The organism is Rhodoblastus acidophilus (genome assembly GCF_009720655.1).
Lineage (GTDB): Bacteria > Pseudomonadota > Alphaproteobacteria > Rhizobiales > Beijerinckiaceae > Rhodoblastus > Rhodoblastus acidophilus_A.
In genome coordinates this window covers 1-24,670 of record NZ_WNKS01000001.1, presented here as the reverse complement: position 1 = coordinate 24,670, position 24,670 = coordinate 1, and the positions used below count along the sequence as shown (strand labels likewise).

Annotated in this window: 28 protein-coding genes and 1 pseudogene; 8 read left to right on the top strand and 21 right to left on the bottom strand. The window is 64.9% G+C overall.

Going from position 1 to position 24,670, the window contains the following annotated elements:
- Positions 1-96: 96 nt before the first annotated feature.
- The 8 genes from GJ654_RS00145 to GJ654_RS00110 all read right to left on the bottom strand — a co-directional run bounded on the left by GJ654_RS00145 (position 97) and on the right by GJ654_RS00110 (position 6,548).
- Positions 97-1,701, bottom strand: coding sequence for a complex I subunit 5 family protein (locus tag GJ654_RS00145; RefSeq protein WP_155444072.1), 1,605 nt, complete (start codon positions 1,699-1,701; stop codon positions 97-99).
- On the bottom strand, positions 1,698-3,185 hold the full coding sequence (locus tag GJ654_RS00140; protein WP_155444071.1) for a complex I subunit 5 family protein: 1,488 nt from the start codon (positions 3,183-3,185) through the stop codon (positions 1,698-1,700). Before GJ654_RS00140 ends, GJ654_RS00145 begins: the two co-directional genes overlap by 4 nt.
- Complete coding sequence (locus GJ654_RS00135) at positions 3,182-3,520, bottom strand: NADH-quinone oxidoreductase subunit K (RefSeq protein WP_155444070.1); 339 nt, start codon at positions 3,518-3,520, stop codon at positions 3,182-3,184. Before GJ654_RS00135 ends, GJ654_RS00140 begins: the two co-directional genes overlap by 4 nt.
- Positions 3,517-4,467, bottom strand: coding sequence for a hydrogenase subunit MbhD domain-containing protein (locus GJ654_RS00130; protein WP_155444069.1), 951 nt, complete (start codon positions 4,465-4,467; stop codon positions 3,517-3,519). The genes GJ654_RS00135 and GJ654_RS00130 overlap by 4 nt, the downstream gene beginning before the upstream one ends.
- On the bottom strand, positions 4,464-4,751 hold the full coding sequence (locus GJ654_RS00125) for a monovalent cation/H(+) antiporter subunit G (protein WP_155444068.1): 288 nt from the start codon (positions 4,749-4,751) through the stop codon (positions 4,464-4,466). Before GJ654_RS00125 ends, GJ654_RS00130 begins: the two co-directional genes overlap by 4 nt.
- Positions 4,748-5,035: a monovalent cation/H+ antiporter complex subunit F gene (locus GJ654_RS00120; protein ID WP_155444067.1), complete on the bottom strand. Its 288-nt coding sequence runs from the start codon at positions 5,033-5,035 to the stop codon at positions 4,748-4,750. The genes GJ654_RS00125 and GJ654_RS00120 overlap by 4 nt, the downstream gene beginning before the upstream one ends.
- The gene (locus GJ654_RS00115) at positions 5,028-5,516 is read right to left on the bottom strand and encodes a Na+/H+ antiporter subunit E (RefSeq protein WP_196305382.1); all 489 of its coding nucleotides are present in this window, start codon (positions 5,514-5,516) and stop codon (positions 5,028-5,030) included. Before GJ654_RS00115 ends, GJ654_RS00120 begins: the two co-directional genes overlap by 8 nt.
- An 84-nt stretch (positions 5,517-5,600) precedes the next feature.
- Positions 5,601-6,548 (bottom strand): hypothetical protein, encoded by a 948-nt coding sequence (locus GJ654_RS00110; RefSeq protein WP_155444065.1) that lies wholly within the window; start codon positions 6,546-6,548, stop codon positions 5,601-5,603.
- A gap of 557 nt (positions 6,549-7,105) precedes the next feature.
- Between GJ654_RS00110 and GJ654_RS00105 the strand changes: the two genes are divergently transcribed.
- Positions 7,106-7,411: a c-type cytochrome gene (locus GJ654_RS00105; protein WP_155444064.1), complete on the top strand. Its 306-nt coding sequence runs from the start codon at positions 7,106-7,108 to the stop codon at positions 7,409-7,411.
- Positions 7,412-7,421: 10 nt separating this feature from the next.
- On the opposite strand, the gene GJ654_RS00100 is transcribed toward GJ654_RS00105, so the two are convergent.
- Both GJ654_RS00100 and GJ654_RS00095 read right to left on the bottom strand, forming a co-directional pair.
- Positions 7,422-8,462: an aldo/keto reductase gene (locus GJ654_RS00100; protein WP_155444063.1), complete on the bottom strand. Its 1,041-nt coding sequence runs from the start codon at positions 8,460-8,462 to the stop codon at positions 7,422-7,424.
- Positions 8,463-8,464: 2 nt separating this feature from the next.
- Complete coding sequence (locus GJ654_RS00095; protein ID WP_155444062.1) at positions 8,465-9,016, bottom strand: nucleoside 2-deoxyribosyltransferase; 552 nt, start codon at positions 9,014-9,016, stop codon at positions 8,465-8,467.
- 244 nt (positions 9,017-9,260) lie between these two features.
- Here GJ654_RS00095 and GJ654_RS00090 point away from each other — a divergent pair, with 244 nt between their 5' ends.
- A complete protein-coding gene (locus GJ654_RS00090) occupies positions 9,261-10,229 on the top strand; it encodes a quinone oxidoreductase family protein (RefSeq protein WP_155444061.1) in 969 nt (322 codons plus the stop codon).
- Positions 10,230-10,310: 81 nt separating this feature from the next.
- On the opposite strand, the gene rimO is transcribed toward GJ654_RS00090, so the two are convergent.
- From rimO to proS, 6 genes are all read right to left on the bottom strand, one after another.
- On the bottom strand, positions 10,311-11,627 hold the full coding sequence (gene rimO, locus GJ654_RS00085; protein WP_155444060.1) for a 30S ribosomal protein S12 methylthiotransferase RimO: 1,317 nt from the start codon (positions 11,625-11,627) through the stop codon (positions 10,311-10,313).
- Between the two features lie 147 nt (positions 11,628-11,774).
- On the bottom strand, positions 11,775-12,434 hold the full coding sequence (locus GJ654_RS00080; RefSeq protein ID WP_155444059.1) for an outer membrane protein: 660 nt from the start codon (positions 12,432-12,434) through the stop codon (positions 11,775-11,777).
- Positions 12,435-13,009: 575 nt separating this feature from the next.
- Positions 13,010-13,486, bottom strand: coding sequence for an NUDIX hydrolase (locus GJ654_RS00075; protein WP_196305381.1), 477 nt, complete (start codon positions 13,484-13,486; stop codon positions 13,010-13,012).
- The gene (locus tag GJ654_RS00070) at positions 13,483-14,481 is read right to left on the bottom strand and encodes an inorganic phosphate transporter (RefSeq protein WP_155444058.1); all 999 of its coding nucleotides are present in this window, start codon (positions 14,479-14,481) and stop codon (positions 13,483-13,485) included. The genes GJ654_RS00075 and GJ654_RS00070 overlap by 4 nt, the downstream gene beginning before the upstream one ends.
- Positions 14,482-14,488: 7 nt before the next feature.
- Positions 14,489-15,133: a DUF47 domain-containing protein gene (locus tag GJ654_RS00065; protein WP_155444057.1), complete on the bottom strand. Its 645-nt coding sequence runs from the start codon at positions 15,131-15,133 to the stop codon at positions 14,489-14,491.
- 81 nt (positions 15,134-15,214) lie between these two features.
- Positions 15,215-16,759 (bottom strand): proline--tRNA ligase, encoded by a 1,545-nt coding sequence (proS, locus tag GJ654_RS00060; RefSeq protein ID WP_155444056.1) that lies wholly within the window; start codon positions 16,757-16,759, stop codon positions 15,215-15,217.
- Between the two features lie 271 nt (positions 16,760-17,030).
- On the opposite strand from proS, the gene GJ654_RS00055 reads away from it, so the two are divergent.
- Positions 17,031-17,399: a hypothetical protein gene (locus GJ654_RS00055; protein ID WP_155444055.1), complete on the top strand. Its 369-nt coding sequence runs from the start codon at positions 17,031-17,033 to the stop codon at positions 17,397-17,399.
- A 51-nt stretch (positions 17,400-17,450) separates the two neighbouring features.
- Here the strand turns inward: GJ654_RS00055 and GJ654_RS00050 are convergent, their stop codons facing one another.
- Entirely contained in the window at positions 17,451-17,630 is a 180-nt protein-coding gene (locus GJ654_RS00050) for a hypothetical protein (RefSeq protein WP_155444054.1), read from the bottom strand.
- A 329-nt stretch (positions 17,631-17,959) separates the two neighbouring features.
- Here GJ654_RS00050 and GJ654_RS00045 point away from each other — a divergent pair, with 329 nt between their 5' ends.
- The 4 genes from GJ654_RS00045 (at position 17,960) to GJ654_RS00030 (ending at position 20,959) form a co-directional block, all read left to right on the top strand.
- Positions 17,960-18,382, top strand: a complete 423-nt coding sequence (locus GJ654_RS00045; protein WP_155444053.1) for an anthrone oxygenase family protein — start codon at positions 17,960-17,962, stop codon at positions 18,380-18,382.
- Positions 18,383-18,449: 67 nt separating this feature from the next.
- A complete protein-coding gene (locus GJ654_RS00040; protein WP_155444052.1) occupies positions 18,450-19,445 on the top strand; it encodes a zinc-dependent alcohol dehydrogenase family protein in 996 nt (331 codons plus the stop codon).
- Between the two features lie 92 nt (positions 19,446-19,537).
- Positions 19,538-20,404 (top strand): ADP-polyphosphate phosphotransferase, encoded by an 867-nt coding sequence (locus tag GJ654_RS00035; protein ID WP_155444051.1) that lies wholly within the window; start codon positions 19,538-19,540, stop codon positions 20,402-20,404.
- Positions 20,405-20,482: 78 nt separating this feature from the next.
- Complete coding sequence (locus GJ654_RS00030) at positions 20,483-20,959, top strand: hypothetical protein (RefSeq protein WP_155444050.1); 477 nt, start codon at positions 20,483-20,485, stop codon at positions 20,957-20,959.
- 43 nt (positions 20,960-21,002) lie between these two features.
- On the opposite strand, the gene GJ654_RS00025 is transcribed toward GJ654_RS00030, so the two are convergent.
- From GJ654_RS00025 to GJ654_RS00010, 4 genes are all read right to left on the bottom strand, one after another.
- On the bottom strand, positions 21,003-21,407 hold the full coding sequence (locus GJ654_RS00025; RefSeq protein ID WP_155444049.1) for a hypothetical protein: 405 nt from the start codon (positions 21,405-21,407) through the stop codon (positions 21,003-21,005).
- Positions 21,408-21,558: 151 nt separating this feature from the next.
- Positions 21,559-22,926 (bottom strand): ATP-binding protein, encoded by a 1,368-nt coding sequence (locus GJ654_RS00020; protein WP_155444048.1) that lies wholly within the window; start codon positions 22,924-22,926, stop codon positions 21,559-21,561.
- Positions 22,927-22,939: 13 nt separating this feature from the next.
- Complete coding sequence (locus GJ654_RS00015) at positions 22,940-23,617, bottom strand: response regulator transcription factor (RefSeq protein WP_155444047.1); 678 nt, start codon at positions 23,615-23,617, stop codon at positions 22,940-22,942.
- Positions 23,618-23,629: 12 nt separating this feature from the next.
- On the bottom strand, positions 23,630-24,199 hold the full coding sequence (locus GJ654_RS00010) for a PepSY domain-containing protein (RefSeq protein ID WP_155444046.1): 570 nt from the start codon (positions 24,197-24,199) through the stop codon (positions 23,630-23,632).
- Between the two features lie 146 nt (positions 24,200-24,345).
- On the opposite strand from GJ654_RS00010, the pseudogene GJ654_RS00005 reads away from it, so the two are divergent.
- A pseudogene (locus tag GJ654_RS00005) lies at positions 24,346-24,670 on the top strand (GyrI-like domain-containing protein); the annotation flags it as partial.

Genomic DNA, 24,670 nt, shown 5'->3' with positions numbered 1-24,670 from the left:
AAGGCGGGCTCCTCAGGGTGAGGGCTACTCGATTATTTTATATAGAGAAAATCCCTCATGGTGAGGAGGCTGCGAAGCAGCCGTCTCGAACCATGGCTATCGGAACGGGACTTTTTCAGCAGCCTGCTCTAAACCCGCCGCCAGCAAAGCGAGCACGATCAGCAGCAACGAGACGCCCGCCGCCGGCCATTGCCGCAGGTTGGCGTCCGCCCGCTCGAAAGCCGGGCCGAGCGCCATCAGCCGCGCAAAACCGCGTTCGTAAAGAACGATGCTGTCCCCTGCCGGAATTTGCGGGACCGACAAGCGCCGCCAGACCAGCGCGAGCGCCACGCCGGTCGCAACCGGCCACAAACCGTCCCAGAGCGCGTCGAGCTTCAGCGCTTCGCCGGGATTGTCGGCGAACAGCCAGGGCAAAAGCAACGCGCCGAGCGCGACCGCCGGCCACAGACGCGCCAGCGCGGCGGGTGTTTCCGTAGCGGCGTCTTTCGCCGCGTCTCCCGACACAAGCCGTGTGAAAAAATGGGTCATCAGCATGGCGCTGCCGATCGACGAAAGCGTCGCCAGATTTTTCGGCCAGCCCGCATCGAATTGCGCTTTTGACGCGAGCTTGGCCAGGGCGCCGCCGGTCAGCGGCAGGCCGGCGAGGCTCAAGGCCAGCGCGCCCGCCAGCGCCAACGCCCACAATGGCTGCCGCGCGGCGAGCGCGCCAATCGTCACGAACAGAGCCGCTTTCACCAGCAGATGATTGGCGGCGTAAAACGCCATGTCGCCCGCCGCCCCACTGTCGGCCGCCGCCAGCCCGAGCCCGAGCGCTGCGGCGATCACCCCCATCTGGCTGATGCTGGAATAGGCGAGAATGCTCTTGGACTCCCGCTGTGTCAGGCCGACGGCCAAGCCATAAAAGGCCGTGACAAACCCCAAAATGGCGAGCGCCTCGCCCGCCTCCGCCATCGACGCGCCAAGTGGCAGGAAGCGCAGCAGCCCGATCACCCCGGCTTTGACGCCCGCGCCGCTCAGCACGGCGGCGACGGGAATCGGCGCGGCGCGATAATTAAGCGGCATCCAGCCGTTGAAGGGAACGAGGCCCATTTTCATGCCGAAACCGGCGACAACCAGCACAAGGACGGCGCCGCGATACGGCGACGCGGGCAGCGCGGCCATGACCTCGGCGATCCCCACCCCCTGCGGCGCGCCCGCCGCGAGCAGCGCGAAAGCCGCCAGCAACACGGCCTCGCCGGCCAGCGCAAAAGCCAGATAGACCGCCCCGGCGCGTTTTTTCTCGGGGTCGTCGGAAAAGGCGAACAGCCCATAGGCGGGCAGGCTGACCAGCGCATAAAGCAGATAGAACGAGACGAGATCGCCGGCGACGAACACCCCGAGACTGCCGATCATGGTCAGCAGCCAGCAGACGCCGAAACGCGCATCGGGCGCCTTTTCGCGCCAAAGCGCGGCGCTCGCCACGATCCACAGCAGAGCCGAAAAGCTGAGCAGCAGCGCCCCCGGCGGATCGAGGCGCAACGCAAAACCCAAACCTGAAACGGAGACAGGCGTCCCGCTCAGACCCAGAAGCCCGGCGGCGAGACCCGGCGCCGGCGCGAGAAATTGCAAGCCAAGCGCACGCGGCCGCCACGCCCGGACGAAACAGGCCGCCAAAAACGCCAGCGGCGCGGCGAGGGTCGCGACGAGCAAAACGTCCTTCACGACGCCCCTCCCCCCGCCAAGGGGCGGCCAATCTGGATGAATTCGAAGAAACCCTCGGGCGCGAAGGCCAGCGCCAGCGCAACCCCCACGAGGCCGAGCGCGACCAGTTCCCTGGAAAGCTGCGGCCTCGCCTTGACCTCGACCACCCCGTCGGCGAGCGCCGGCGCCAGGATGCGATAGACATAGCCGCCCGCGAGCAGACCGCCGCCGAGGATCGGCACGGCCCAGATCCATTGGCCGGAGGCGGCGCAGGCCCGCAGCATCAGCCATTTGGCCTCGAAGCCGCCGCTCGGCGGCAGGCCCATCAGCGACAATCCGCCGAGCCCCAGCGTCAGAAAAGTCAGCGGCAGCGCCCGCGCCGCGCCAGAAAAATGCGCGATCCGGTCATGGCCGAGCGCCTCCGCGAGCACGCCGGCGGACAAAAACATCGCCGCCTTGGCGAAGGCGTGGGCGAGCACCTGGACAAAACCGCCGCTCCAGCCGAGCGCGCCGCCCGCAGGGGCGGACGCCAGCGGAAACACCAGAAACAAATAACCGATTTGGGCGACGGTCGAATAAGCGACCAGCAATTTCAGCCGAGGCTGCCGCAATGCCAAAATGCTGCCGAACAGCGCGGCGCAGCCGCCGAGCGTTCCGAGAATGGCGGCCGGCGCCGCCATCGGCAGCGCCGGCAGGACATAGAACCAAAGCCGCAGCGTGAGGAAAAACGAGCCCTTGACGACGAGGCCCGAGAGCACCGCGCTCGCCGCCGCGGGGGCGTTGGCGTGCGCCGGCGGCAGCCAGATGTGCAGCGGGAACAGGGCCGTCTTGGCGAGCAGGCCAGCGGTCATCAAGGCGGCGGCCGTCCACACCAGCGGCGTCGCCGCGATTCGTTCGCCCAGCAGGACGATGTCGAGCGTCCCGTAGCCGCCATAGAGCAGCGCCACGCCGAGCAGATAGGAAATCGAGCCGAACAGCGCGAACAACAGGTAGCGCAAGGCGGCGGCCAGCGTTTCCGGGCGGCCGTCGATGCAAACCAGCGGCACGGCGGCGAAGGTCAAAAGCTCCAGCGCGACATAGAGATTAAACAGATCCGCGCCGAGAAAGATGAGGTTCAGCGCCGCCCAGATCGCCTGCAACATGATCCAGAAGGTCAGCGCGCCCCGGCTTTCCGCGACGCCGTCGGGCGTGGCGAATTTGGCGCGGGCGTAAAAGGCGGCGGCGGGGACGATCAGGGCCGCCGCCACCATCATCGTCGCCGAAGCGCCGTCGGCGCGCAGCGCGATTCCGAGCGGCGGCGGCAGGCCGCCGATCACATAGACCAAAGGCGCCCCGCTGCGGGCGACGAGAAAGGCGATGAACCCGGCCAGGGCGAGGCCGATCGGCGCCAGGGCGAGCGTGATCCTTTCGGCGGCGCGACCCCCGAGCGCGAACGAGAGCAGGATACCCGCGACCGGCGTCAGGACGGCGAAAACGAGCAGCGCGCCACCCGGCGACGCCGTCATCTGGCGCCTCCGTCGTCCCGCTTGGTCCAGGCCCGCGGATCGAGCGTGACCTTGCCGCTGGCGGCGGCAAGGCGCAGGATGAGGGCGACGGCCAGCGCGCTCGCGGCGAAAGCGACGACAATGCCGGTGATGACCATGGCCTGCGGAACCGGATCGAAGGCGAAGCCCGCCGCCGCGCCGCGCCGCGCGACAATGCCGAACACGAGAAAAACCCCGCTGCCCACGAGATTGAAGGCGAGCAGTTTTCGCAGCGGATGCGGGTCGCAAATCAGGCCGTAGAGCCCGAACCCGACCAGAGCGGCGCCGACCAAACCTGCAAGGATGGGCGGGGTCATTTCGGGCTCCCGTTCGGCGGTCCGCAGACCAGCATCGGCAGGGCGACCGCGATCGACAGAACCATGAAGGCCTCGATGAACAGAATGAGCGGCTTGGCGAAATTTTGCGGGTAGGCGAACAGATTGTCCGCCAGCGCCAGCCCCGCGACGCCGACGATCAGGAAGACCGCGGGGCCGGCGACAAGCGCCAGCCGCAGCTTGCGCGAGTCGATGCGCGGCGGCTCCGCCAGGCGCGCCATCATGGCGACCATCCCCATGGCCGCGAGCAGGGCGCCGCCCTGAAAGGCGCCGCCGGGCGCGTCGGCCCCCACCCAAAAAATGTGAACGCCGATCAGCAGTCCGACAGGCGCGAGAAATTGGGCCAGCAGGATCATCGCGCCGTCCGGACGCACTTTTCGCAAGGGCGCCGGCGCCGCGCCCCAGGCCGCGTCGGCGCCGACCGACCAGACGCCGAGCACGGCGAGAATCAACACCACCTTTTCGAGCATGGTGTCGAAGGAGCGATAGGAGATGAGCACGGCGGTGATCGGATTGCCGAGGCCCGCGCCGGGACCCGCCGCCGCTTCGGCGGCGGCCGGCGCCAGACTGGGCGCGGGCGAAGGCAGGGTCAGCACGACCCAGGCGAGCGCCCCGGCGACGAGCGCCGCCAGCGCCCCGGCAAGGATTTTTAACGCGCGTCCGGGCGGGACGCCGACTTCCGCCGACGCGAGCGCGTCAAGCCTTTTGCCCGCCGTGACCAGCAACACGCCGGTGACGCCGCCGCCGACCGCGGCCTCGGTCAAGGCGACATCCGGGGCGTAAAGCCGGACCCAGACCAGCGCCAGCAGAAGCCCGTAAGCGACATAGCCGACCACGGAGGCGAACAGGTTGCGCGCCGCGATGGTCCAGGCCGCGACGCCGACGACGAGAAGGGCGAGACCGACATCGAGCGCCGGCAGGACGCTCATTTGCGCCCCCGGCGCAGGGCGCGGCCGATGAGCTGGGCGGTCGAAGCGCCCGACAGCAGCACCAGCGCCCAGACCACGAGCAGCTTGAGCGCGGCGAGAGGATTTTCCGCCCGGGGAATGAGCCCCAGGACGACCAACCCAAGCCCGAGATTGTCCGCCTTGGACAAGGCGTGAAGGCGGGTGAGCGAATCGGGAAAGCGCAACAGTCCGACCGTGCCGGCGAAAAAGAAGAACAGCCCGGCGCCGATTGCGGCGACGCTGAAGAGATCGATCAGGGCGCTCATGGCTCCGAGCCCCCTTGGCTCGCATCCCCCTGGCCCGCGTCGAGATGATTGAGGAAGGCCATGGTGGCGAAGGCGGCCAGCAAGGCGAGGCCGAGCGCGACATCGTCCACGCCGGGAACCCGTGTCGCATAAGCAGTGAGCAGCAGCGCAGCGATGCCGCCGGTGCCCAGCAGTTGAACGGCCATCAGGCGATCGACATCGTCGGGGCCGCGCAGGATGCGGACGAGACCGACGGCGACCGTCGCGATGATCACGCCGGCCGCCGAGAGCAGAAATTCATCCATCGCCAATCGCCCTTGTATAGAGACGCTCCTGCGCGGAAAACTCTTCCGCGATCGGCTGCGATATGTCGAGGGCGTGAACGAAGGCCGTCCCGTCCTCCGCGCCGGTCGGCAGCGTTCCCGGCATCAGGCTCTGGAGCAGGCAGAACAGATTGCGCGCCTCGCCCTCGGGCGCGGTGAGCGGGCAGGAAACGAAGCCCGGCCGAAGATCGGGACGCCGCGCCAGCGCGCGCCGGGCGACGTCGAGGCCAGCGGCGAACGAGCCATAAAGCAAGCGCCCGACGAGCACCAAGATCCGCCCTGCGGAAACGCGGAGCCTCCCCCGAGGCAGGGTTTTAAGGCTGACCCAGAGCGCCCCCGCGCCAGCGGCGGCGGCCAGGGGCAGCTCCTGGACCGACCAGCCCGCAATGATCAACCAGAGAACGAAAAAGCAGGCGAGGCGCCCCCAGGGATATTTGATGTCGATGGGCGCGCCGGAAAACATGGGTGGCCTCAAATATCGCACTGCACAAAACGGTAACATTCCCCCTGCGAATTGGCAACGTCAAAGGCTGGGCGGCGCCCAGCGTTAGCCATGGGACGCTTTTCTTAAAACAGCAAAAAATTCGAACCTGTTCTTTATTGTTGGATATACCACTTCCAATTTCATGCTGCTCAACTCCGCCTCATAAATACACTGAATTAAATGCTCGAAATTATCTGGCGTGAATTGCCAAGCGTGACCGTCAACATAGCCGGTTCTTTGTCGCCACAACGCCAATGTATCCTTTATGCGCTTCCCGTAAGCCTTGGTGACAGGTTGTTTCAAGGGGTCGACCGTGGCTTCGCCCGACCAATGCCTGGCAGGATCGTTATGGGTCGTCAAAAGGCGGCTTCGCAGGAGCGTTCGTGGAGAGTGCGCACGGCGATCAAGCAAATACGCGTCCAGAATATCCGCCAGTGTCGATTCCGGAAAAAACCGATCAAAGCAATAACGTTTATCCGGCACAGCGATGAAATAATATCCGTTCTCTTCCAGGACCGAGGAAACCTGGTTCAAATGGTAAACAAGGCACGGCTGATGCTCGATCGCATGGCTGGAATACACACATCCAAACGTTTTTTTCACCAATTGAGAGTAAGGCTCACCCTTCCACACATAATCAATGTCAGGCGCATTTGCAGGGTTTTCACCCGGCGCCGCGCGCGCTTTTTCCCGAAGTTCACTCGTTGAAAACGCATCCAAATATTCAACGTTATAGGCGTCCTTTTTAAACGCAGGCCTGATATAGGGGCCAATTTCCAAGATGGAAATCGATTTTGGCACAAGAGCCTTAAATGCCGCCTTGCTGTCGATTTGACTGCAAACGCGGCCCTCCTTGCGACCGCAGGATTTATAATGCGTGAGCGCCCTGCTCTCCGAAAACGAAGCTAAATCCGAATTTTTTTTGACATAAATTTCAAACAAATATGGCTCTGGCAGCTCGATTGCGAACGAATTTCTTGGCTGACAACTTGGCTCGTCTGGATTAGCCATTTTCCCTCACGCTGGGGCAACTCAATGGACTCTCATTTTTATATCGCAATGATATTCATCAAGCGTCAAGAAATCCAGACCTTGTTGGCAACGATGAATGGCGCGCATAGTCTTCGCGCCGATCCGCCTGGAACCGGACTGGACCTCTTCGATCCCCGACGTCGTCGCAAGCCTTTCCGCGAAAGCCCTCTTGTTTGGACATGTCCATACGGACCGGCCCCGAGGGGGCTGACCGGCGTTTCATACGATTTCCGAAGGATCAGTTCGGAAATCCTATTCCGCTCGCGCGGAAATCCGCCCTTCGCCTGAAGGATTTCCGCGCGATTTCGTTTTCGCGGATCGCGAAGCGATCTTGCGGAAACCGTATCAGGAGCCGGCTCCCTGGCGCTGCCGAATTGCGGGCGCACGACGAAAATTGCGGTATGATCCGCGCCTGGAGCATTTTCAAGCGAAGCGGATGCCGGTTCGCGTGAAGAAAATGCGTCAAAACAAGAATCTAGAGCTTTTCATGTTTCTATGAAAAAGCTCTAGGACTGCGCCGATTCGAGGAGGCGAACATGGCTCGCGCGATGATTTCCGTTTTGTTGACCCTGGCCGCGGCGAGCCCGGCTTTTGCCGCCAGCGACATGATCGAAGGCAAGAAGATCGCCAAGCGCTGGTGCGCCGCCTGCCATGTCATCTCCCCCGAGCAGCAGACCCAGGCGAGCGCCGACGTCCCGAGCTTTTGCGACATCGCGCAGCGCAAGAGCGGCGAGCAATTGAAAATCTTTCTCATCGACCCGCATCCGAAAATGCCCGACATGAGCCTGACGCGCCAGGAAATCGCCGATATCGTCGCCTATATCGAATCGCTGAAGCCGTAAGCCGCCGGGATCACGGCGAGGGATTGCCGCGCAACTGGTGAATGGCGTCGATGTCGCGCAAAACCTCCGGCGGCAGGTCGCGCGGCGCATCCAGAATGATTTTCAATTGCTCCAGATTGGTCGCGCCGATGATGTTGGCGGTGACGAACGGACGCGAGGTCACGAACGCAATCGCCAGATGCACGGGATGAAGGCCGAATGCCTTCGCCAAAGCCAGATAATCCTCGATGGCGGCGTCCACGCCCGGTTTTTCGTAACGCTGGCCCCGGTCGAACAAGGTGCTGCGCGCGCCGGGCGGCCGGGCGCCATGCAAATATTTGCCGGTGAGAAACCCCTGGGCGAGCGGCGAATAGGCCAGCAACCCCACCTGTTCGCGGCAGGCGAATTCGGCGAGGCCGATTTCGAACTGGCGATTCAGCAGGTGGTAGGCGTTCTGGATGGACACCGGGCGCGGACCGCCCTGCTCCGCGACGCGTAAAAATTGCGACAGACCCCACGGCGTTTCGTTGGACAGTCCAAAATGCCGAATCTTTCCCTGCGCGACCAGCTCCTGGAGCGCGCCGGCGGTCTCCTCGAAAGTCACGCCATCGGGTCCGCCGCGATCCTCATAGGCGTTCGACAGCCCGTCGAACAGCACCATGGGGCGGTCGGGCCAGTGCAACTGATAGAGATCGATATAATCGGTTTGCAACCGCTTCAGCGAGCGCTCGACGGCATAAAAAATGTTCTTGCGATCCAGGCGAGCCAGTTCGCCGTCGCGAAACCAGGGCATGGCGGTGCGGCCCACGATTTTGGTGGCGAGCACGATGTTTTCGCGCCCTCCCCGTGCGCGAAACCACTCGCCGATGATGGTTTCCGTCGCGCCATGGGTCTCGGCGCGGGGCGGGATGGAATAGAGTTCGGCGGTGTCGAAAAAATTCACGCCATGGGCGACGGCGTAATCCATCTGGGCGAAGGCGTCGGCGCGGTCGGTCTGCTGACCATAAGTCATGGTGCCCAGACAAATTTCGGACACGTTGAGGCCGGTGCGGCCGAGCGGGCGGGTGCGCATGATCAAAGTCCGAAGTGCATGACGACCTGCCGCAGGCAGGCGGTGAACAGGGTGAGGTCGGCGAGCGGCAATTTCGTTTCGGCGCGCAGCACGGCGCGGCCCTGGGCTTTGAGCGCGCAATCGAGCATGAGGTTGTCGGCGTTGCCGAAATTCTCGATCTCGAACCCGTGTGCGTCGCAGATCCCGCCCTCCGGCGTGTGATGCGCGCCAAGAGCTTCGCTGACCCGGCCACAGAAATCGACGGGATCGCACGTGTAGGCAAAAACCGGTTTTCCCAACGCGACACAAAGCCCAAGCTCGAACACCGTCCCCGGATCGGCCCCGACGCCGCGAAACGGCGACAGGTTGAACAGCGCGGCGTCGGCCTGTTCGATCAAGGCGAGATTGGCGGCATAGATGCGCGCGTCGCGATTTTCCCCTTCGGCGATCGCGTTGTCGAGCGGATAGAGCCCGACAAAGCCGAATTCCGCGCACAAGGCTTTTTTGCGCAGGCCGACGTCCACGGCGTCGGGGAGAAACACTTCGGGACCGGCGAGATAGATGTGGCGAGGCATGAATCGTCCTTTGAGTCGCGGCGCCAGTCTATCCCCTTTCGCCACGCCGCTCACACCAAGACCGGCGCAAACCCAAGCTTGCAGCGCGCCCGCATTGCCCGCGCCCGCCGCCGCGCTAGAGCTTTTTCACGTTTCATGGAAACGTGAAAAAGCTCTAGATTCTTCTTTCGACGCATTTTCTTCACGCGAACCGGCATCCACTTCGCTTGAAAATGCTCTAGATTCGCGCGAAAAGGAGATGCACATGGTCAAGGCGATCCGCATTCACGAAACCGGCGGCCCCGAGGTTTTGAGGTATGAAGACATGGACCTGCCCGCGCCCGGCCCCGGCGAAGCGCAGGTGCGCCAGCACGCGGTGGGCGTGAATTTCATCGACGTCTATTTTCGAACCGGCCTTTATCCCGCGCCCCTGCCGTTCACGCCCGGCAACGAAGGCGCCGGCGAGATCGTGGCCGTCGGCCCCGGCGTCAAAGATTTTCGCATCGGCGATCGCGTCGCCTATGCCGGCACGATCGGCGCCTATGCCCAGGCGCGCAACATCGAAACCAAGTTTTTGGCGCCCCTGCCGGCGGAAATTTCCTACGAGACCGCCGCGGCGATGATGCTCAAGGGTTTGACCGCCGAATACCTGCTGTTCCGCTCGTACAAGGTTCAAAAGGGCGACACGATCCTCGTGCACGCGGCGGCCGGCGGCGTCGGCCTGATTCTCTGCCAATGGGCGAAAGCGCTGGGGGCCAAGGTCATCGGCACGGTGGGGAGCGAGGACAAAGCAAAACTCGCCCACGAAGCCGGCGCGGACGACATCATCCTCTACCGCCAGGAAGATTTTTCCTCGCGAGTCAAGGAGATCACCGGCGGGGCGCTGTGCCACGCGGTTTACGACGGCGTGGGAAAAGACACGTTCCCGGGGTCGCTGGACTGCCTGCGGCCCTTCGGCACGTTTGTCAGTTTCGGCAACGCCTCCGGTCCCGTGCCGCCGTTCAACCTCGGCCTGCTCTCGCCAAAAGCGCTGTTCGTCACGCGCCCTTCGCTGTTCGCCTTCATCGCCGACGAGGCGCGGCTGCGCGAAATGGCGGCGCGGCTGTTCGCAGTGGTCGCGTCCGGCGCCGTCAAAATCCCGGTCCATGCGTCAAAACCGCTGGCGGAGGCGGCGGAGGTCCACCGCGCCCTGGAGGGACGCGCGACCACCGGCGCGACCGTGCTGATTCCCTGACGAATCCTGCGGCGGCGACTCCTTCTCCCCTTGCGGGAGAAGGTGGATCGCCGCCGAGAGGCGGCGAGACGGATGAGGGGTTCAGACCACCGCGCCGTGCAGATCGTAAGCCTCGGCCCGCTCGATTTTCGCGGTGACGATATCGCCAACGCGCAGCGGACGGCGGGAGGCCAAAAACACTGTCCCGTCGATTTCGGGCGCGTCGGCCTTGGTGCGCCCCTCCCCGCCCCCGGCGAAAATCCGATCCACAATCACCGGCAAGCGCTTTCCGACTTTCGCCTGCTGCCGCCGCGCGGAAATTTTTTGTTGCCGCTCCATAAAACGCTTCCAGCGAACCTGCTTCACCTCTTCGGGGACCGGGGGCAGTCCCAAATCATTGGCGGCGGCGCCGGCGACGGCCTCATATTTGAAGGCGCCGACGCGGTCGAGCTTGGCTTCGTCGAGCCAGTCGAGCAAAAGCTCGAAATCCGCATCGGTCTCGCCGGGAAAACCGACGATAAAGGTCGAGCGCAGGGCGAGGTCAGGACAAACCTCGCGCCACGCTTTGATGCGATCGAGCGTCTTCTCGACATTGCCGGGCCGCTTCATCGCGCGCAGCACATTGGGCGCGGCGTGCTGGAAGGGAATGTCGAGATAAGGCAGCACTTTGCCTTCCGCCATCAGCGGAATCACCTCGTCCACATGGGGATAGGGATAGACGTAGTGCAGCCGCGTCCACACCCCGAGGTCGCCGAGTTCGCGGGCGAGATCGAAGAAGCGCGCGCGCACCTCCCGGTCATGAAACACGCTTGAGGCATAGCGCAGGTCCTGCCCATAGGCGGAGGTATCCTGCGAGACGACCAGCAGCTCCTTCACCCCGGCCTTCACCAGCTTTTCGGCCTCGACCAAAACCTCGGCCGCCGGGCGCGACATCAGATCGCCGCGCAATTTCGGGATGATGCAGAAGGTGCAGGAGTTGGCGCAACCCTCGGAAATCTTAAGGTAAGCGTAATGCCGCGGCGTAAGCTTAACGCCCTGCTCCGGCAGCAGATCGACAAACGGATTCGCCAAGGGCGGCGCGACCTTGTGCACCGCCGCCATGACGCTTTCATAGTCCTGCGGACCCGTGATGGCGGAAATGTTGGGATAGGCTTTTATGATCGGGCCGGGATCGGCGCCCATGCATCCCGTGACGATCACTTGCCCGTTCTCGCGCAGGGCCTCGCCGATGGCGGCGAGCGATTCGGCCTTGGCGCTGTCGAGGAAGCCGCAGGTGTTGACGATCACGGCGTCGGCCCCGTGATGGTTTTTCGAGATCGCATAGCCCTCGGCGCGCAGCCGCGTGAGGATGCGCTCGGAATCGACGAGGGCCTTCGGGCAGCCCAGCGAGACGAAGGAAATGCGCTTGGGATCGGTCATGCCGGGGGTTTAGAGCATGAGCCGGAAAAGGGGAAACCGGTTTTCGAAAACCGCAAAAAAAAGCGCATCCGGGCGTACCCCAGATGCGCAGTGCGTTTCGCAGTCGCGCCGGATTCAGCCGGCGCGACCAGTTCAGTGTGAAAAAGCTCAGTACTTGGCGACGACCGGAGCATAGTCCGGAGCGCCGAACTTGTAGAGCAGGCCGACGAGCACAGCGTTGGAGTCCTGGCGGACGCTGACGTTGTTGACCGTCTGACGGCCGAGATCGGTGTAGCGGTATTCGACGCGGCCGATCAGGTTGTTGGTGAAGGCGTAGTCGACGCCGCCGCCGACGGTCCAGCCGACGCGGCCCTGGGAGACGCTGTTGAAGGTGGTGTCGCCGAAAGCGACGCCGCCCGCGGCGAAGAGCAGCGCGCGGTCGGCGATGGCGTAGCCGATGCGGCCACGGATGTCGGCGAAGTAGGAGGAGTCGGTGGTGAAGACCGGGTTGGCGTAGGTCTTCTTGGCGCCGATCACGCCGCCGGCGTCGCCTTCGAGGCCGAGCACGAAGCGGTTCGGGAACTCATAATTGTAGCCGACCACGCCGCCGATCAGGCCGGCGGTCTGGTTGTTCGTGGCGAAGCCCGAAGCATTGGTCGACAGGAAGCTCGCGCCGCCTTCGACACCGACGTAGAAGCCGGTCCAGGAGAACGCCGGAACCGGCGCGACATAGACCGGAGCCGCCGCCTTGCGCGACGGCAGGTCGGCGGCGAGGGCCGAGCCGGTCAGCGCCATCAGGGCGACGGTGGAAAGCAGAACATTACGCATAGATGCCTCTTTGTTTTGTTTTTGCGAAACGCGCCGGCAACATGTCCCCTGATTCCCTCTGCCGCAACTCAAAAAGTCAGGCTTTGGGGTATTCGATGGGGATTTGTGGCTGTTCGGCAACAAGTTCGGGCTTCGCCCGGGTTGAATGCGGCTGAATTGCGGCGGCCGAAAGGCCAAGTGAGGCAATGCAGCTGCAAAATCGTGGTCTCTACTTCATCTTGCTTGCGGATTTCGCGCCACGACGCGAATCCACTCCAGTTCGACGCTCACACATGTCCAGGAATCGAAACGAACCAGCGCCTGCATTCATTTCTGCGCAACGCAAGGTCACGCCTGTCGAGGCGCAGTTAATGGGGCAATGGTTACCCGGACCTTACCAGAACCCCAGGCAATTGAGCGTTGTGGTTAAGCTTGCCTTACCAAAGGGGGCACCGCTCAGGCCTGCTCGCGCATGGTCGAGCGAAGCGGATACGGGCTCTAATTTTTTGTTTTTACGCGTTTTCTTCACGCGAACCGGCATCCGCTTCGCTGGAAAACGCTCTAACGAATATGCGTCAAAACAAAAACGAATCCCCTCACCGGGCGGCGGCGAATCGGGCGATCAACGCGCCGAGTTCGGGATCGGAGGCGCATGTCGCCGCCTCCTCCGGGGAGAACCAGCGGGTCTCGCGCTGGTCCTTCTCCGGCCAATCCGCGCGCTGGCGGTTGACCCGCAGGGGAAACACGTCCACCTCGCAAAGCGCGGATTCGCCACGAGAAAATTTCTTGGCATAGGTGAATTGGCCGAAGGGAGCCTCGTCAATGGCGCCGAGCAGGCCCGCCTCCTCCAGCGCCTCGATGGCGGCGGCGGTCGAAGCGCTGCGGCCCGCCATCGGCCAGCCCTTGGGGATGATCCAGCGCCGCGTCTGCCGCGACGACACCAGCATGATCTCCAACCGCTCCGTGATCCGCCACGGCAGCGCCGCCACCTGCCGGACCAGCGCCTTCTCCTCGACCGCGTCGCCGGACTTCGTCTTGGCCTTGTTCGGCTTGCCCGGCTTGGCGATCGTCATCCGAACACCCCCGCAAGCCAATAGACCAGCGCCGCCGTCGTCCCCGCCGCCGGCAGGGTCAACACCCAGGCGACCACAATGCTCTGCGCCACGCTCCAGCGCACGGCGGAGGTGCGCCGCGCCGCGCCGACGCCGACAATGGCCCCGGTGATGGTGTGGGTGGTGGACACCGGCACGCCCAGCGCCGTCGCGCCGAACAGGGTGATCGCGCCGCCGGTTTCGGCGCAGAACCCCTGCATGGGCGTGAGCCGGGTGATCCGCGAGCCCATGGTGTGGACGATGCGCCACCCGCCAAAGAAAGTGCCGAGCGCCATCGCCGTCTGGCAGGAGAGCACGACCCAGAACGGCACGGCGAAGGTGGGGCCGCTGAGGCCATGGGCGTAAAGCAGCACGGCGATGACGCCCATGGTCTTTTGCGCGTCATTGCCGCCGTGACCGAGCGAATAGAGCGACGCCGACACGAATTGCAGCAAGCGAAAGCTCGAATCCACCGCGACCGGCGTGCGGCGCACGCAGATCCACGACACCAGCAGCACAAGCAGAAGCGCGAGGATGAAGCCGGTCATCGGCGACAACACAATGGCCGCGACCGTCTTGTTCAGCCCGGCCCAGACGATGGCGCCGGTCCCGGCCTTGGCGACGCCGGCGCCGACCAGGCCGCCAATCAGAGCGTGCGATGACGAGGAGGGAATGCCGAGCGTCCAGGTCAGGACGTTCCAGAAGATCGCGCCCGACAAGGCGGCGAAAATCAGCCGGTCGTCGACAATGTGCTGGTCGACGATGCCGGCCCCGACCGTGTTGGCGACATGCAGGCCAAAGAAGAAGAAGGCGATGAAATTGAAGAAAGCGGCCCAGGCGACCGCATATTGCGGGCTCAGCACCCGCGTCGAGACGATGGTGGCGATGGAATTGGCGGCGTCGTGCAGACCGTTCAGAAAATCGAACAGCAGGGCGACGCCGATCAGCGCAATCAGGGCGAGGGAGACGCCATCCATCGGCAACTCACAAATGTTCGAGCAGGATGCCGCTCATCCGGTGCGCCACGGCCTCGAAACAGTCGACGCTTTTTTCGAGATGCGAGTAGATTTCCGCGCCGACGATATAGTCCATGGCGCGGCCGTCCTTGTTGGCCTGGTAAAGCACCTTGAGGCCATTGAGATAGAGCAGGTCCGATTCCTCCTCGATCTTCACGATCTTTTCGGCGGCGGCGTTGATCGTGGCGGAATTGGCGTTCATCGACCGCAGCAGCGGCAGGGTTTCGCGCACGATTTTCGAGGCCTCGACGATCAGGTCGCCGATGCGCGCCATATCGGGCGTGAACGTCTTGATGTCGAACAGGGATATGGCCTTGGTGGTCTGGCGCATCTGGTCGACGGCGTCGTCGAGGTCGTTGATCAGGCCGTGGATGTCGCCGCGGTCGAACGGCGTAATAAAGCTGCGGCGCAGGGCGAGCAAAACCTCGCGCGCGACATCGTCGGCGTCATGTTCGAACCGCGTCACCTGCTCGCACAGGGCGGGCACTCCATCGCCGCCGTCGAGGAGGCGCCGAAAACATTCGGCCGCCTCGACGGCGATTCGGGAATGGGCCTCGAACAGATCGAAGAATCGATCCTCCTTGGGCATCAGCGCCCTCATCCAGCCCAGCATGGCGCCTCCGCGCGATTGATTAATTATTAAGGTTTTGTGACAAACCCCTAGGACGCCATGTTCAATTTGTAAACATGACCCTCAGTAGGCGCGGGCGATGATGATCTCCTCGATCGCGGGCTTGCCGGTGAACACGCAGGCGCCGGAGGGTTGCCCCTGGCCCATGGGCACATTGCGCAAGGTCAGCTTGAGCGCCTTCAGACGCGCCTCCACCGCCTCCAGTTCGGCGCCGGTCGGCCGCGCCCAGGGCGCGCGCACCCAGCCTTTGAAGCTTGATTTGGCGTCATCTTCCGCAGCCGCACCGAAAAAGGCGGCGATCTCGTCCCAGGTTTTCAAATCGGCGCGAATGTTGCCGTCGAGCCGCGCCTTGGCCTCCGCGAACAGGTTTTGCTGGATTTCGACCAGCAGGCCCGGCGCCTGCGCCAAAAAATCCGTCCGCGAAAGACCTGTGGATATCACCTTGTCGCCGTCGCGCAGCCGGTCGCGGCGAATCATCGTGACATTGTCGCCGGCCATGTCGCGGGGGCCGATTTCGAGCAGGATGGGCGCGCCCCGACGCAGCCAGTCCCAGCGCTTGTTGGCGGAGCGCACAGGTTTTTTGTCGAGATGCGCGCGCAAAGGCAGGCCAAAGGCGGACAACCCGTCCAGTTCAGCCTTCAGCGTCTCGCAATAGGCCAGCAGGTCCGCATCTTCGGGCTTTTCGCGCAACATCGGGACAATCACGATCTGCTTCGGCGCGATGCGCGGCGGCAGGCGCAGACCGTCATCATCGCCATGCGTCATGATCACGCCGCCGATCAGCCGGGTCGAAACGCCCCAGGAGGTGGTGTGCGCATATTCCAGTTCGCCGGTCGCGGACTGGAAGCGGATGTTCTGCGCCTTGGCGAAATTCTGGCCGAGGTAATGCGAGGTTCCGGCCTGAAGCGCCTTGCCGTCCTGCATCATGGCTTCGATCGAATAGGTGGCGTCGGCGCCGGGAAACCGCTCGTTCTCGGGCTTTTCGCCCACCACCACCGGCATGGCCAAAACCTCTTCGGCCAGCTCGCGATAGATGTCGAGCATCTTCAGCGTCTCTTCCATCGCATCGTCGCGGCTCGCGTGCGCCGTATGGCCCTCCTGCCACAGAAACTCGGCGGTGCGCAGGAACAGGCGGGTGCGCATTTCCCAACGCACCACGTTCGCCCACTGGTTCACCAGCACCGGCAGGTCGCGATAGCTGGCGATCCAGCGCCGGAAAGCGTCGCCAATGATGGTTTCGGAGGTCGGGCGCACCACCAGCGGCTCCTCCAGTTCGGAGGAAGGATCGACCACCAGCTTGCCGTCGACAGACTTCAGGCGATGGTGGGTGACCACCGCCATTTCCTTAGCAAAACCTTCGACGTGGCTCGCCTCCTGGGCGATGAAACTCATAGGGATGAACAGCGGGAAATAGCAATTCTCGTGTCCGGTGTCCTTGATGCGCTTGTCCAGCGCCTGCTGCACCAGCTCCCACACGCCCCAGCCCCACGGCTTTATGATCATGCAGCCGCGCACCGGCGAGGTTTCCGCGAGATCGGCCTGATCGACCACCGCCTGGTACCATTCGGGGAAATTGTCTTCGCGGGTGACGGAAAGGGCGCGTTTCATCGGCTCGACCATTTGTGGGGATTGCAGTCCTAACTGGCCGAATTTTACGCGCAATGCAACGGGCGCGGACATCGCACGCCCTGGCGACGGAGCCCCTGCGCGACAGAACGCCGCAACTTCAGGTGGCGTGTTCAAGATTATACTGCGTTTTTCGACCTAGAGCGTGATGCGATTCCACGGAAACGCATCACGCTCTAAAGTTCTTGTTTAAGCATGATCTTTTCCGAAAACCGGTTTCCACTTTTCGGGATCATGCTCTAGGGAGGCTGAAATGTGGAAGCAGGTGATGGGGGCCGCGATGGTGTTCACACCGTCTTTCGCTCAAGCGGGCGTCTTGCCGGCGTCGCCGGGTCATTCCCCTGATCGCGCCATGATCCGCGAAGCGCGTGTCGATTGCTTCGATCAGCACACTGGAGAATTCCTGCATCCCGGCGCGTGCCGAGGCGAAAGCCGCTACACCCCCGGCTACGGCGGCCATTCCGGCTACCGGCTCTATTTCGACGGCCGCAAAGTCTCCGGACCGGACGCGCCCGGTTACACGCGGCGGCAGGCTGAAGAGAATTGCGCCTGGAACGTGCGGACAAAGCCGGGGATTTCCATCCGCTGCACATACAATGGCGTGACGTTTTTCGAAAACTGAACCGCCAGCAAGGCGCGGCCCATCGAGGCGCGCCTTCGCAGAATGTCGGCTCTAGCGCCGCCCCTTGCTCGACGCCACCGGCTTGCAGAATCGCAGTTCCCGGGCCTCGACGACGATGGCGCCGGGACGCAGGGCCTCGGGCGGCATGTTGCCCCTGGCGCCGCTCTCCTGACACCAGGCGAAATGGATGCGTGTCGGCAGAGCGCAGTAGACACAACGGGTAAGCGGCATCGTCAACTCCTTGCAGTTACGTTGAACGCGCCGGCCGGACAGCTGTTCCGCAGCCCGGCTGGACCAGCGGATGTGGTGCTTCTTCCAAGCACCAATCATGCCAGCGTTAGTGCTAACGATTCCTTAATACCGCGCGAGATATGCGCGAGGCTTTCGTCTTCGGCGCAAAAGGGCTATGAGCTAGAGCATGATCCCGAAAACTGGATGCCGGTTTTCGGAAAAGATCATGCGCACATAAAAACTCCCGAGCGCGATGCGTTTCCGCGGAAACGCATCGCGCTCGGGAGAGGTTCATCGCCGCCGCCAACGACGCCCCACTGGAGCCCAAAATGCTCGCCGGACTGCTCGCTTTCGCTTTCGCCGCCGCCTTCACCGGCGCCGCCCTCTACATCGCCCTGGTCGAACAGCCCGCGCGGCTGGCGCTGGACGATACCTCCATGATGCGGGAATGGGCGCCGAGCGACCGGCGCGGCTTCGCCCTGCTCGGCGGCCTCGCGCTTGCGGCGGCGGTGGCGGCCCTGGCGGCGTTCGGCCAGGCCAGCGACATCCGCTGGCTGGTCGGCGCGCTGATCGCGGCGACCAGCTGGCCATATTTCTATTTCATCGTCGTTCCCATCAACAATCGCCTGCTGGCGCAGGCGCAGCCGCAGGCGGACTCTCGCGAACTGGTGCGCGACTGGGGCTGGCTGGAGTGGGGCCTGGTCGTGATCGGTCTCGCCGCCAGCGCCGTGTTCGGCTGGATCCTCGCCTGACGCATCGGCCGGGTTTGACAGTTTGAAGCGACGGGAGTGAAATCCGGAATTCTTTTGGAAACCGACCATGTTCGCAATGGTCCTCAACAAGATTGGCGGACCGCTGGAGGGAGAGCAGCGGCCCGATCCCCTGCCCGGCCCCGGCCAGATCCGAATGAAGGTCGAGGCCTGCGGCGTCTGTCGCACCGACCTGCACGTCCACGACGGCGAACTGCCCGATCCGCATCTGCCGATCATCCCCGGCCATGAAATCGTCGGCCGCGTCGATCTTTTGGGCCCCGGCGTCTCCGGCCTCTCGATCGGCGACCGTGTCGGCGTCCCCTGGCTCGGCCATTCCTGCCAGGCCTGCGGCCCCTGCCTGTCCGGCCACGAAAACCTCTGCGACGCCCCCGAATTCACCGGCCACACCCGCGACGGCGGCTACGCCAGCCATTGCGTCGCCGACGCGCGCTTTTCCTTCCCGCTCGGCGAAAAAGGGGAGTCGGCGGAACTGGCGCCATTGCTCTGCGCTGGGCTGATCGGCTGGCGGGCGTTCAAGATCGCCGTGCGCAGCGCCGGCCGTGTCCAAAATCTGGGCCTTTTCGGCTTCGGCGCCGCCGCCCATATTTTGGCGCAAGCGGCGACGAAACAGGGCCATGCCGTGTTCGCCTTCACCCGGGACGGCGATGCGCGCGCCCAAAATTTTGCCAAAAGCTTGGGCGCCGTCTGGGCGGGCGGCGCGTCCGAGACGCCGCCCGAAAAACTCGACGCCGCCATCATTTTTGCTCCCGTGGGCGCGCTGGTCCCGCTGGCGCTCAAAACGGTTCGAAAAGCCGGCGCCGTGGTCTGCGCCGGCATCCACATGAGCGACATCCCGCGTTTTCCCTACGCTCTGCTGTGGGAGGAGCGCCAGCTCGTCTCCGTGGCCAATCTCACCCGCCGCGACGGCGTCGAATTTTTGCGCCTCGCGCCGGAACTGGGCTTGCAAACGCAGGTCACGCGTTACCCTCTTCGCGACGCCAATCGCGCGCTCGCCGATTTACGCGCCGGCGCCTTCGAGGGCGCCGCTGTGTTGATTCCCTGAAGCGCGCCGACGCGCTTCAGGGATTTCCATCATGACGCGTTGTCGTCGCGCGAACCGGCGTCCGCTTCGCTTGAACCGCTTTGGAGGCTTTCATGAAAGACATCGACTCCGACGATTTTCGCGTCAAACCGGACCACGCCGTCGACCTGAAAAAATGGCCGACGCGCGTCGACGATTATTACGCGTCGAAGGAGGATTATCAGGAGCAGCTCGCCCGTCACATTTCCCAAATGAGCGACCACCAGCAAAAACTCTACGCCGACGACCGCCACGCCCTGCTCATCATCTTCCAGGCGATGGACGCCGCCGGCAAGGACGGGGTCATCAAGAACGTGATGTCGGGCGTCAATCCGCAGGGCTGCGAGGTCACCAGTTTCAAGCACCCGGGTGGCGCTGAACTTGAACACGACTTCTTGTGGCGGGCCTGCCGCGCCCTGCCCGAGCGCGGCCGCATCGGCATTTTCAACCGCTCGCATTACGAGGACGTCCTCATCGTCCGCGTGCACCCCGAACTGCTCGCCGCCGAGGGGTTCGACCCCGCGAAGGCCGACGACGACTTTTGGGAGGAGCGCTACCGCTCGATCCGCGGCTTCGAGCGCCACCTGGGCGCCAACAAAATCCATGTGCTGAAATTTTTCCTCCACCTGTCCAAGGAGGAGCAGCGCAAACGCTTTCTCGCCCGCATCGACGAGCCGGAGAAAAACTGGAAATTCTCCCAGGCCGACCTCGTCGAACGTGGTTTTTGGAGCGACTACCGCCGCGCCTACGAACGGGCTTTGAGCGAAACCAGCACGAAAGCCGCGCCCTGGTTCATCGTGCCCGCCGACGACAAGCTCAATGCGCGGCTGATCGTTTCACAAGTCATCCTGGACGCGATGGAAAAACTCAAACTGTCCTGGCCGCAGGTGAGCGAGCAGCGCAAGGCCGAGTTGCTGAGGATTCGTGCGCAACTCCAGTAGATCGGCCTGCCTGAATCAGGAACCATCATGGCGGGCGTCGCGTTGCGGCCCCGAGGCATAAACCTCGGGAGAACAATCATGCGCGGAAAATCATCGATCAAAGTCTTGGCGTTCGCGGCGGCGCTGACCGGCGCTGGCGCGTTCGTCGCCAATGAGCCGGCCCTCGCTTTCCGGGGCGGCGGGTTCCACGGAGGCGGTTTCCACGGCGGCGGCTTTGGCGGCGGCGGCGGTTTCCGCGGCGCGGGTTTCCATGGCGGCGGGTTCCGCGGCGGCGGATGGGGCCACGGCGGCGGGTTCCGCACCGCGGGCTGGGGCGGCGGCGGATGGAACCGCGGCGGATGGAACCGCCCCGGCTGGAATGGCGGCTGGCGCGGCGCGGGCTGGCGCGGCGGCGGCTGGGGTCCCGGCGTCGGCTTGGGATTGGCTGGTCTGGGCGTCGGACTTGGGGCCGCGGCCGCGGCCTCGGATTGGGGCTGGGGCTACGCGCCCGCCGCCTATAGCGGCTATTACGGCGGCGGCTGCACCTGCCCGAGCAACTATTACTCCGGCTGGTGATCAGACGCGCGCCGCCGCGTCGAGCGGCGGCGCACATCAGGATTCAGCCGTTGAACTTCCAGCCCTCGCCGCTCTTGCAGGCCGTGCCCTTGGCGACATTGGGCCGGCCGTTGACATAGATCGTGTGCGTCAGCTCGCGACAATCGCCATTGGCGGCGCCCGGCGCGACATAGCCGTAGGCGCCGTTCTCGCCGCGCCAGGTCTTGCGCTCGCCGGAGGACAGCGCGGCGACCTCCGCCTTGTTCGCGGCGGACCTGCTGGCGGCGTCCAGCTTTTGCCCAAGCGACCCGTCGGCGAGGCCCACATAGGGGGGCGGCGCCGGCGGCGCGGCGGGCGCAACGGGAGGAGGAGCGGCGGCGACCGCCGGCCCTTCGGACGACCCCGAATTGCAGGCGGCAAGCGAGATGAGAGCGGTCAGCGCGAAACCCGCGCGCGCCAGACGATGCACGATAGAACCTCCTGAAAACCGGCAAACCCGGCTTCGGCGCCGCAATATAGACAGGGGCGCCGCGCCGCGAAAGCAAAAGTCTGCCCCAAAGGCATTGAAAAATCCCTGACGTGGCGCCCGCGCCAGCCTGGAGGCGCGAAATGGCTGGCGATCATGCCGCCGCCGGCAGCAGCAGCACCGCCCGCAATCCGCCAAGCGGCGAGTCCGTCAGCTCCAGCCGGCCGCCGTAGGCTTCGGCCAGCTCCTTGACGATCGACAGGCCGAGGCCAAAGCCGGGCTTGCTCTCGTCGAGCCGGCCGCCCCGCCGCAAGGCCTCGGCGCGGCGGTCAGGCGCGAGCCCCGGTCCGTCGTCGTCGATGATGGCCCGCAGGAACAGCCGCTCCGCGCCCGCGTCCACGGGCGGCTCGACCACGACCCGCACTTCGCCGCACGCCCATTTGCAGCCGTTGTCGACGAGATTGCCGAGCATGTCGTCGAAATCCTGCTTTTCCCCGAGAAAGCGCAGATCCTGCGGGCAGTCCACCGACAGGTCGATGCGCGCGTAGATCTTGGCGAAGGCGCGCGCCATGGCGGCGAGCGCCGGCGCGACCGGCGTGGCGACGCCGATGGCCCCGGCGCGCGCCGCCGCCCGGGCGCGGTCGAGGTAGAAGGCGACCTGATGGCGCATCACCTGGGCCTGCTCGACCACTTTTTCCGCCAGGGGGTTGGTCTCCGCCTCGGCCTCGTTGACGATCACCGACAGCGGGGTCTTGAGCGCATGGGCGAGATTGCCGACCTGGGTGCGGGCGCGCTCGACGATCTCGCGGTTGGTGGCGATCAGCAGGTTCAGCTCCGCGGCGAGCGGCGCGATTTCGGTGGGGAATTCCCCGGTGATCCGGTCGGCCTGTCCGCGCCGCACCGCCATCACGTCGCTGCGCAGCGCCAGCAGCGGACGCAGGCCATAGCGCGCCTGCGCCGCCATGGCCGCGACCAGCAGCAGGGCGAGGGTGAAGAAGGTGACGCCCAGCGCCCAGTCGAACTGGCTGACCTGCCGCTCGACGCTCGCCGTGGTCGCGGCGACCTGCACGACATAGCGCCCCTGGTCGCCGGCGTCGATCTGGCGCTCCAGCATGCGCAGCGGCTTGTTCTCCGGTCCGGCGATCTCGCCCCGCCGCCGCCCCGCCGAATCCGGCTCGACCGAATCGGGCAGACGGGGGAGATAGGAGGCGAACAGCGACCGCGAGGTGCGAATCTCCGGCGGCATGGTTCCGACCTTGGTGATCTGCCAGTACCAGCCGGACAGGGCGAGCTCGAATTGCGGCGCGCCGAGCTGTCCGGGCTCGTTGTTGTCCTCGCGCGGATTGACAAGGTCGGAGACCAGCGCGCTCAGATAGATGTTGAGCTGCTCGTCGAGCGCGACCTGCGCCGTCTGCCGGTAGAGCGCCGTCAGCGCCAGGCCGGCGAGGGTGAGGACGAACACGCAGGCGATCACCGCCGACCAGAACAGCCGGGCGGCGATGGAGCGGGAAAACGCGCGCAAGGCCGCTCCTGTCTCAGCGCCCGCCGGACTCGCCGGGGGCGTTCATCACATAGCCGAGGCCGCGCACCGTGTGCAGCACTTCGGCGCCGAGTTTTTTCCTGAGCCGGCCGACGAAAACCTCGATCGTGTTGGAGTCGCGATCGAAATCCTGGTCGTAAAGATGCTCGACGATCTCGGTGCGCGAGACGACGCGGCCGGTGTGGTGCATCAGATAGGACAACAGCCGGAATTCGTGCGAGGTCAGCTTTATGGGCGCGCCATCGACCAGCACGCGGCTGGCGCGGGTGTCGAGACGCACCGGGCCGCACACCAGCTCGTTGGTGGCGTGGCCGGCCGAGCGCCTCAAAAGGGCTCGGAGTCGCGCCAAAAGCTCCTCCATGTGGAACGGCTTGGCGACGTAATCGTCGGCGCCGGCGTCAAAACCCTGGACCTTTTCGGTCCAGCCGTCGCGGGCGGTGAGGATCAGCACCGGCATGGCGCGCCCGGCCCCGCGCCATCGCGACAGGACGGATATGCCGTCGAGCTTGGGCAGGCCGAGGTCGAGCACGATGGCGTCATAAGGCTCGGTGTCGCCGAGAAAATGGCCTTCCTCGCCATCGCGGGCGGCGTCGACGGCATAGCCGGCGGCTTCGAGCGCCGCGACGATCTGCCGGTTGAGATCCTTGTCGTCTTCGATCACGAGCAGGCGCAAAGTCGCATCCCTTCACTGCATTTTCGGCGCGCTGACCTCGCGGCCGGTCGATGCGTCGAGAAACACATGGACCACCCGTCCGTCGGGGCGCAACAGACTGATGTCGTAGATGTCGAGGTCCGCCCAGCGGCAGAGTTTGCCCCCCAGCGCCTGGGCTTCGGCCAGGGTCGCCGCGCGGCGCATCATTTCAAAGGGCGGACGCAGGCTGAGCTGCGCGACCCGCGCGCGGGATTCCGCCGGGCTGAAACATTTGCGCGCCTTGGCGAGTTCGGGCGGCGGACCGGCCGGTTCAATGGGCGACGCCGGCTCGCGGCGCGGCGCGGGCTCATGGAGCGGCGCGGGCTCATGGGGCGGCGGCGGACCATCCGGTTGATGCGTCAACGGCGCAAGATCGTCGCGGTTGATCGGTTCATGCAGGCGCGGGCCGTCGAAGCGGGGCCCGTCGAATCGCGGCCCGCCGAAATGGAAGCCGGGAAAACCGCCGCCGCCAAAACGGGCGCCCTGCGCGCAAGCGGGCCCGGCCGCCAGCGCAAGCAAGCCGCCGAGCAGAAATCCGCAAATTAACGCCGCTTTTCCGCCCATGCCTCACATTGGCCATGCAACTCTGAACGGCGTGTGAACCCCCCGTCCTCGACGCATGAACCCCCGTTCTCGGGAAGAGCCTATTTCCGACGCGCTTTCGCCGCAATGCTCGTGCTTGATCTCGGCGCTTTCGTCACGGAGCCGCCATGTTTCTCCGCGCTCATCCTTTTGCCCTTCGGACGCTGCTGCTGGCGGGCGCCGCCGCGCTCGCCGCGCCCCTTCTCCTTTCCTTCGCGCCGTCGCCCGCGCCCGCTCCGGAACCGACAGCCACGCCGGCCGCGCCCTTGGCCCATGGCGAAGGCGAAACGCGCTCCTACGCCTATTATCCGGAACAACTGGCGGCGCTGTTCAGCCTGAACAGCTTTGCCCCGGTCGCCGACCCCGGACGGCCCGCAGCCTCCGCGGCCCCGGGTCCGACAGCGCCGCCGCCCGCGCGCGCCGTCCGCCCGCCTGAGGCGCGCCGCGCGGAGC

Bases quoted from the DNA above. Each gene is read 5' to 3' on its own strand.
- GJ654_RS00125 (WP_155444068.1), bottom strand. From the start codon at position 4,751: ATGAGCGCCCTGATCGATCTCTTCAGCGTCGCCGCAATCGGCGCCGGG.
- GJ654_RS00030 (WP_155444050.1), top strand. From the start codon at position 20,483: ATGCGCGGAAAATCATCGATCAAAGTCTTGGCGTTCGCGGCGGCGCTG.
- GJ654_RS00065 (WP_155444057.1), bottom strand. From the start codon at position 15,133: ATGCTGGGCTGGATGAGGGCGCTGATGCCCAAGGAGGATCGATTCTTC.
- GJ654_RS00050 (WP_155444054.1), bottom strand. From the start codon at position 17,630: ATGCCGCTTACCCGTTGTGTCTACTGCGCTCTGCCGACACGCATCCAT.
- GJ654_RS00010 (WP_155444046.1), bottom strand. From the start codon at position 24,199: ATGGGCGGAAAAGCGGCGTTAATTTGCGGATTTCTGCTCGGCGGCTTG.
- GJ654_RS00080 (WP_155444059.1), bottom strand. From the start codon at position 12,434: ATGCGTAATGTTCTGCTTTCCACCGTCGCCCTGATGGCGCTGACCGGC.
- GJ654_RS00140 (WP_155444071.1), bottom strand. From the start codon at position 3,185: ATGACGGCGTCGCCGGGTGGCGCGCTGCTCGTTTTCGCCGTCCTGACG.
- GJ654_RS00110 (WP_155444065.1), bottom strand. From the start codon at position 6,548: ATGGCTAATCCAGACGAGCCAAGTTGTCAGCCAAGAAATTCGTTCGCA.
- GJ654_RS00075 (WP_196305381.1), bottom strand. From the start codon at position 13,486: ATGACGATCGCCAAGCCGGGCAAGCCGAACAAGGCCAAGACGAAGTCC.
- GJ654_RS00090 (WP_155444061.1), top strand. From the start codon at position 9,261: ATGGTCAAGGCGATCCGCATTCACGAAACCGGCGGCCCCGAGGTTTTG.
- GJ654_RS00115 (WP_196305382.1), bottom strand. From the start codon at position 5,516: ATGTTTTCCGGCGCGCCCATCGACATCAAATATCCCTGGGGGCGCCTC.
- proS (WP_155444056.1), bottom strand. From the start codon at position 16,759: ATGAAACGCGCCCTTTCCGTCACCCGCGAAGACAATTTCCCCGAATGG.
- rimO (WP_155444060.1), bottom strand. From the start codon at position 11,627: ATGACCGATCCCAAGCGCATTTCCTTCGTCTCGCTGGGCTGCCCGAAG.
- GJ654_RS00135 (WP_155444070.1), bottom strand. From the start codon at position 3,520: ATGACCCCGCCCATCCTTGCAGGTTTGGTCGGCGCCGCTCTGGTCGGG.
- GJ654_RS00100 (WP_155444063.1), bottom strand. From the start codon at position 8,462: ATGCGCACCCGCCCGCTCGGCCGCACCGGCCTCAACGTGTCCGAAATT.
- GJ654_RS00070 (WP_155444058.1), bottom strand. From the start codon at position 14,481: ATGGATGGCGTCTCCCTCGCCCTGATTGCGCTGATCGGCGTCGCCCTG.
- GJ654_RS00040 (WP_155444052.1), top strand. From the start codon at position 18,450: ATGTTCGCAATGGTCCTCAACAAGATTGGCGGACCGCTGGAGGGAGAG.
- GJ654_RS00055 (WP_155444055.1), top strand. From the start codon at position 17,031: ATGTGGAAGCAGGTGATGGGGGCCGCGATGGTGTTCACACCGTCTTTC.
- GJ654_RS00095 (WP_155444062.1), bottom strand. From the start codon at position 9,016: ATGCCTCGCCACATCTATCTCGCCGGTCCCGAAGTGTTTCTCCCCGAC.
- GJ654_RS00120 (WP_155444067.1), bottom strand. From the start codon at position 5,035: ATGGATGAATTTCTGCTCTCGGCGGCCGGCGTGATCATCGCGACGGTC.
- GJ654_RS00105 (WP_155444064.1), top strand. From the start codon at position 7,106: ATGGCTCGCGCGATGATTTCCGTTTTGTTGACCCTGGCCGCGGCGAGC.
- GJ654_RS00035 (WP_155444051.1), top strand. From the start codon at position 19,538: ATGAAAGACATCGACTCCGACGATTTTCGCGTCAAACCGGACCACGCC.
- GJ654_RS00130 (WP_155444069.1), bottom strand. From the start codon at position 4,467: ATGAGCGTCCTGCCGGCGCTCGATGTCGGTCTCGCCCTTCTCGTCGTC.
- GJ654_RS00045 (WP_155444053.1), top strand. From the start codon at position 17,960: ATGCTCGCCGGACTGCTCGCTTTCGCTTTCGCCGCCGCCTTCACCGGC.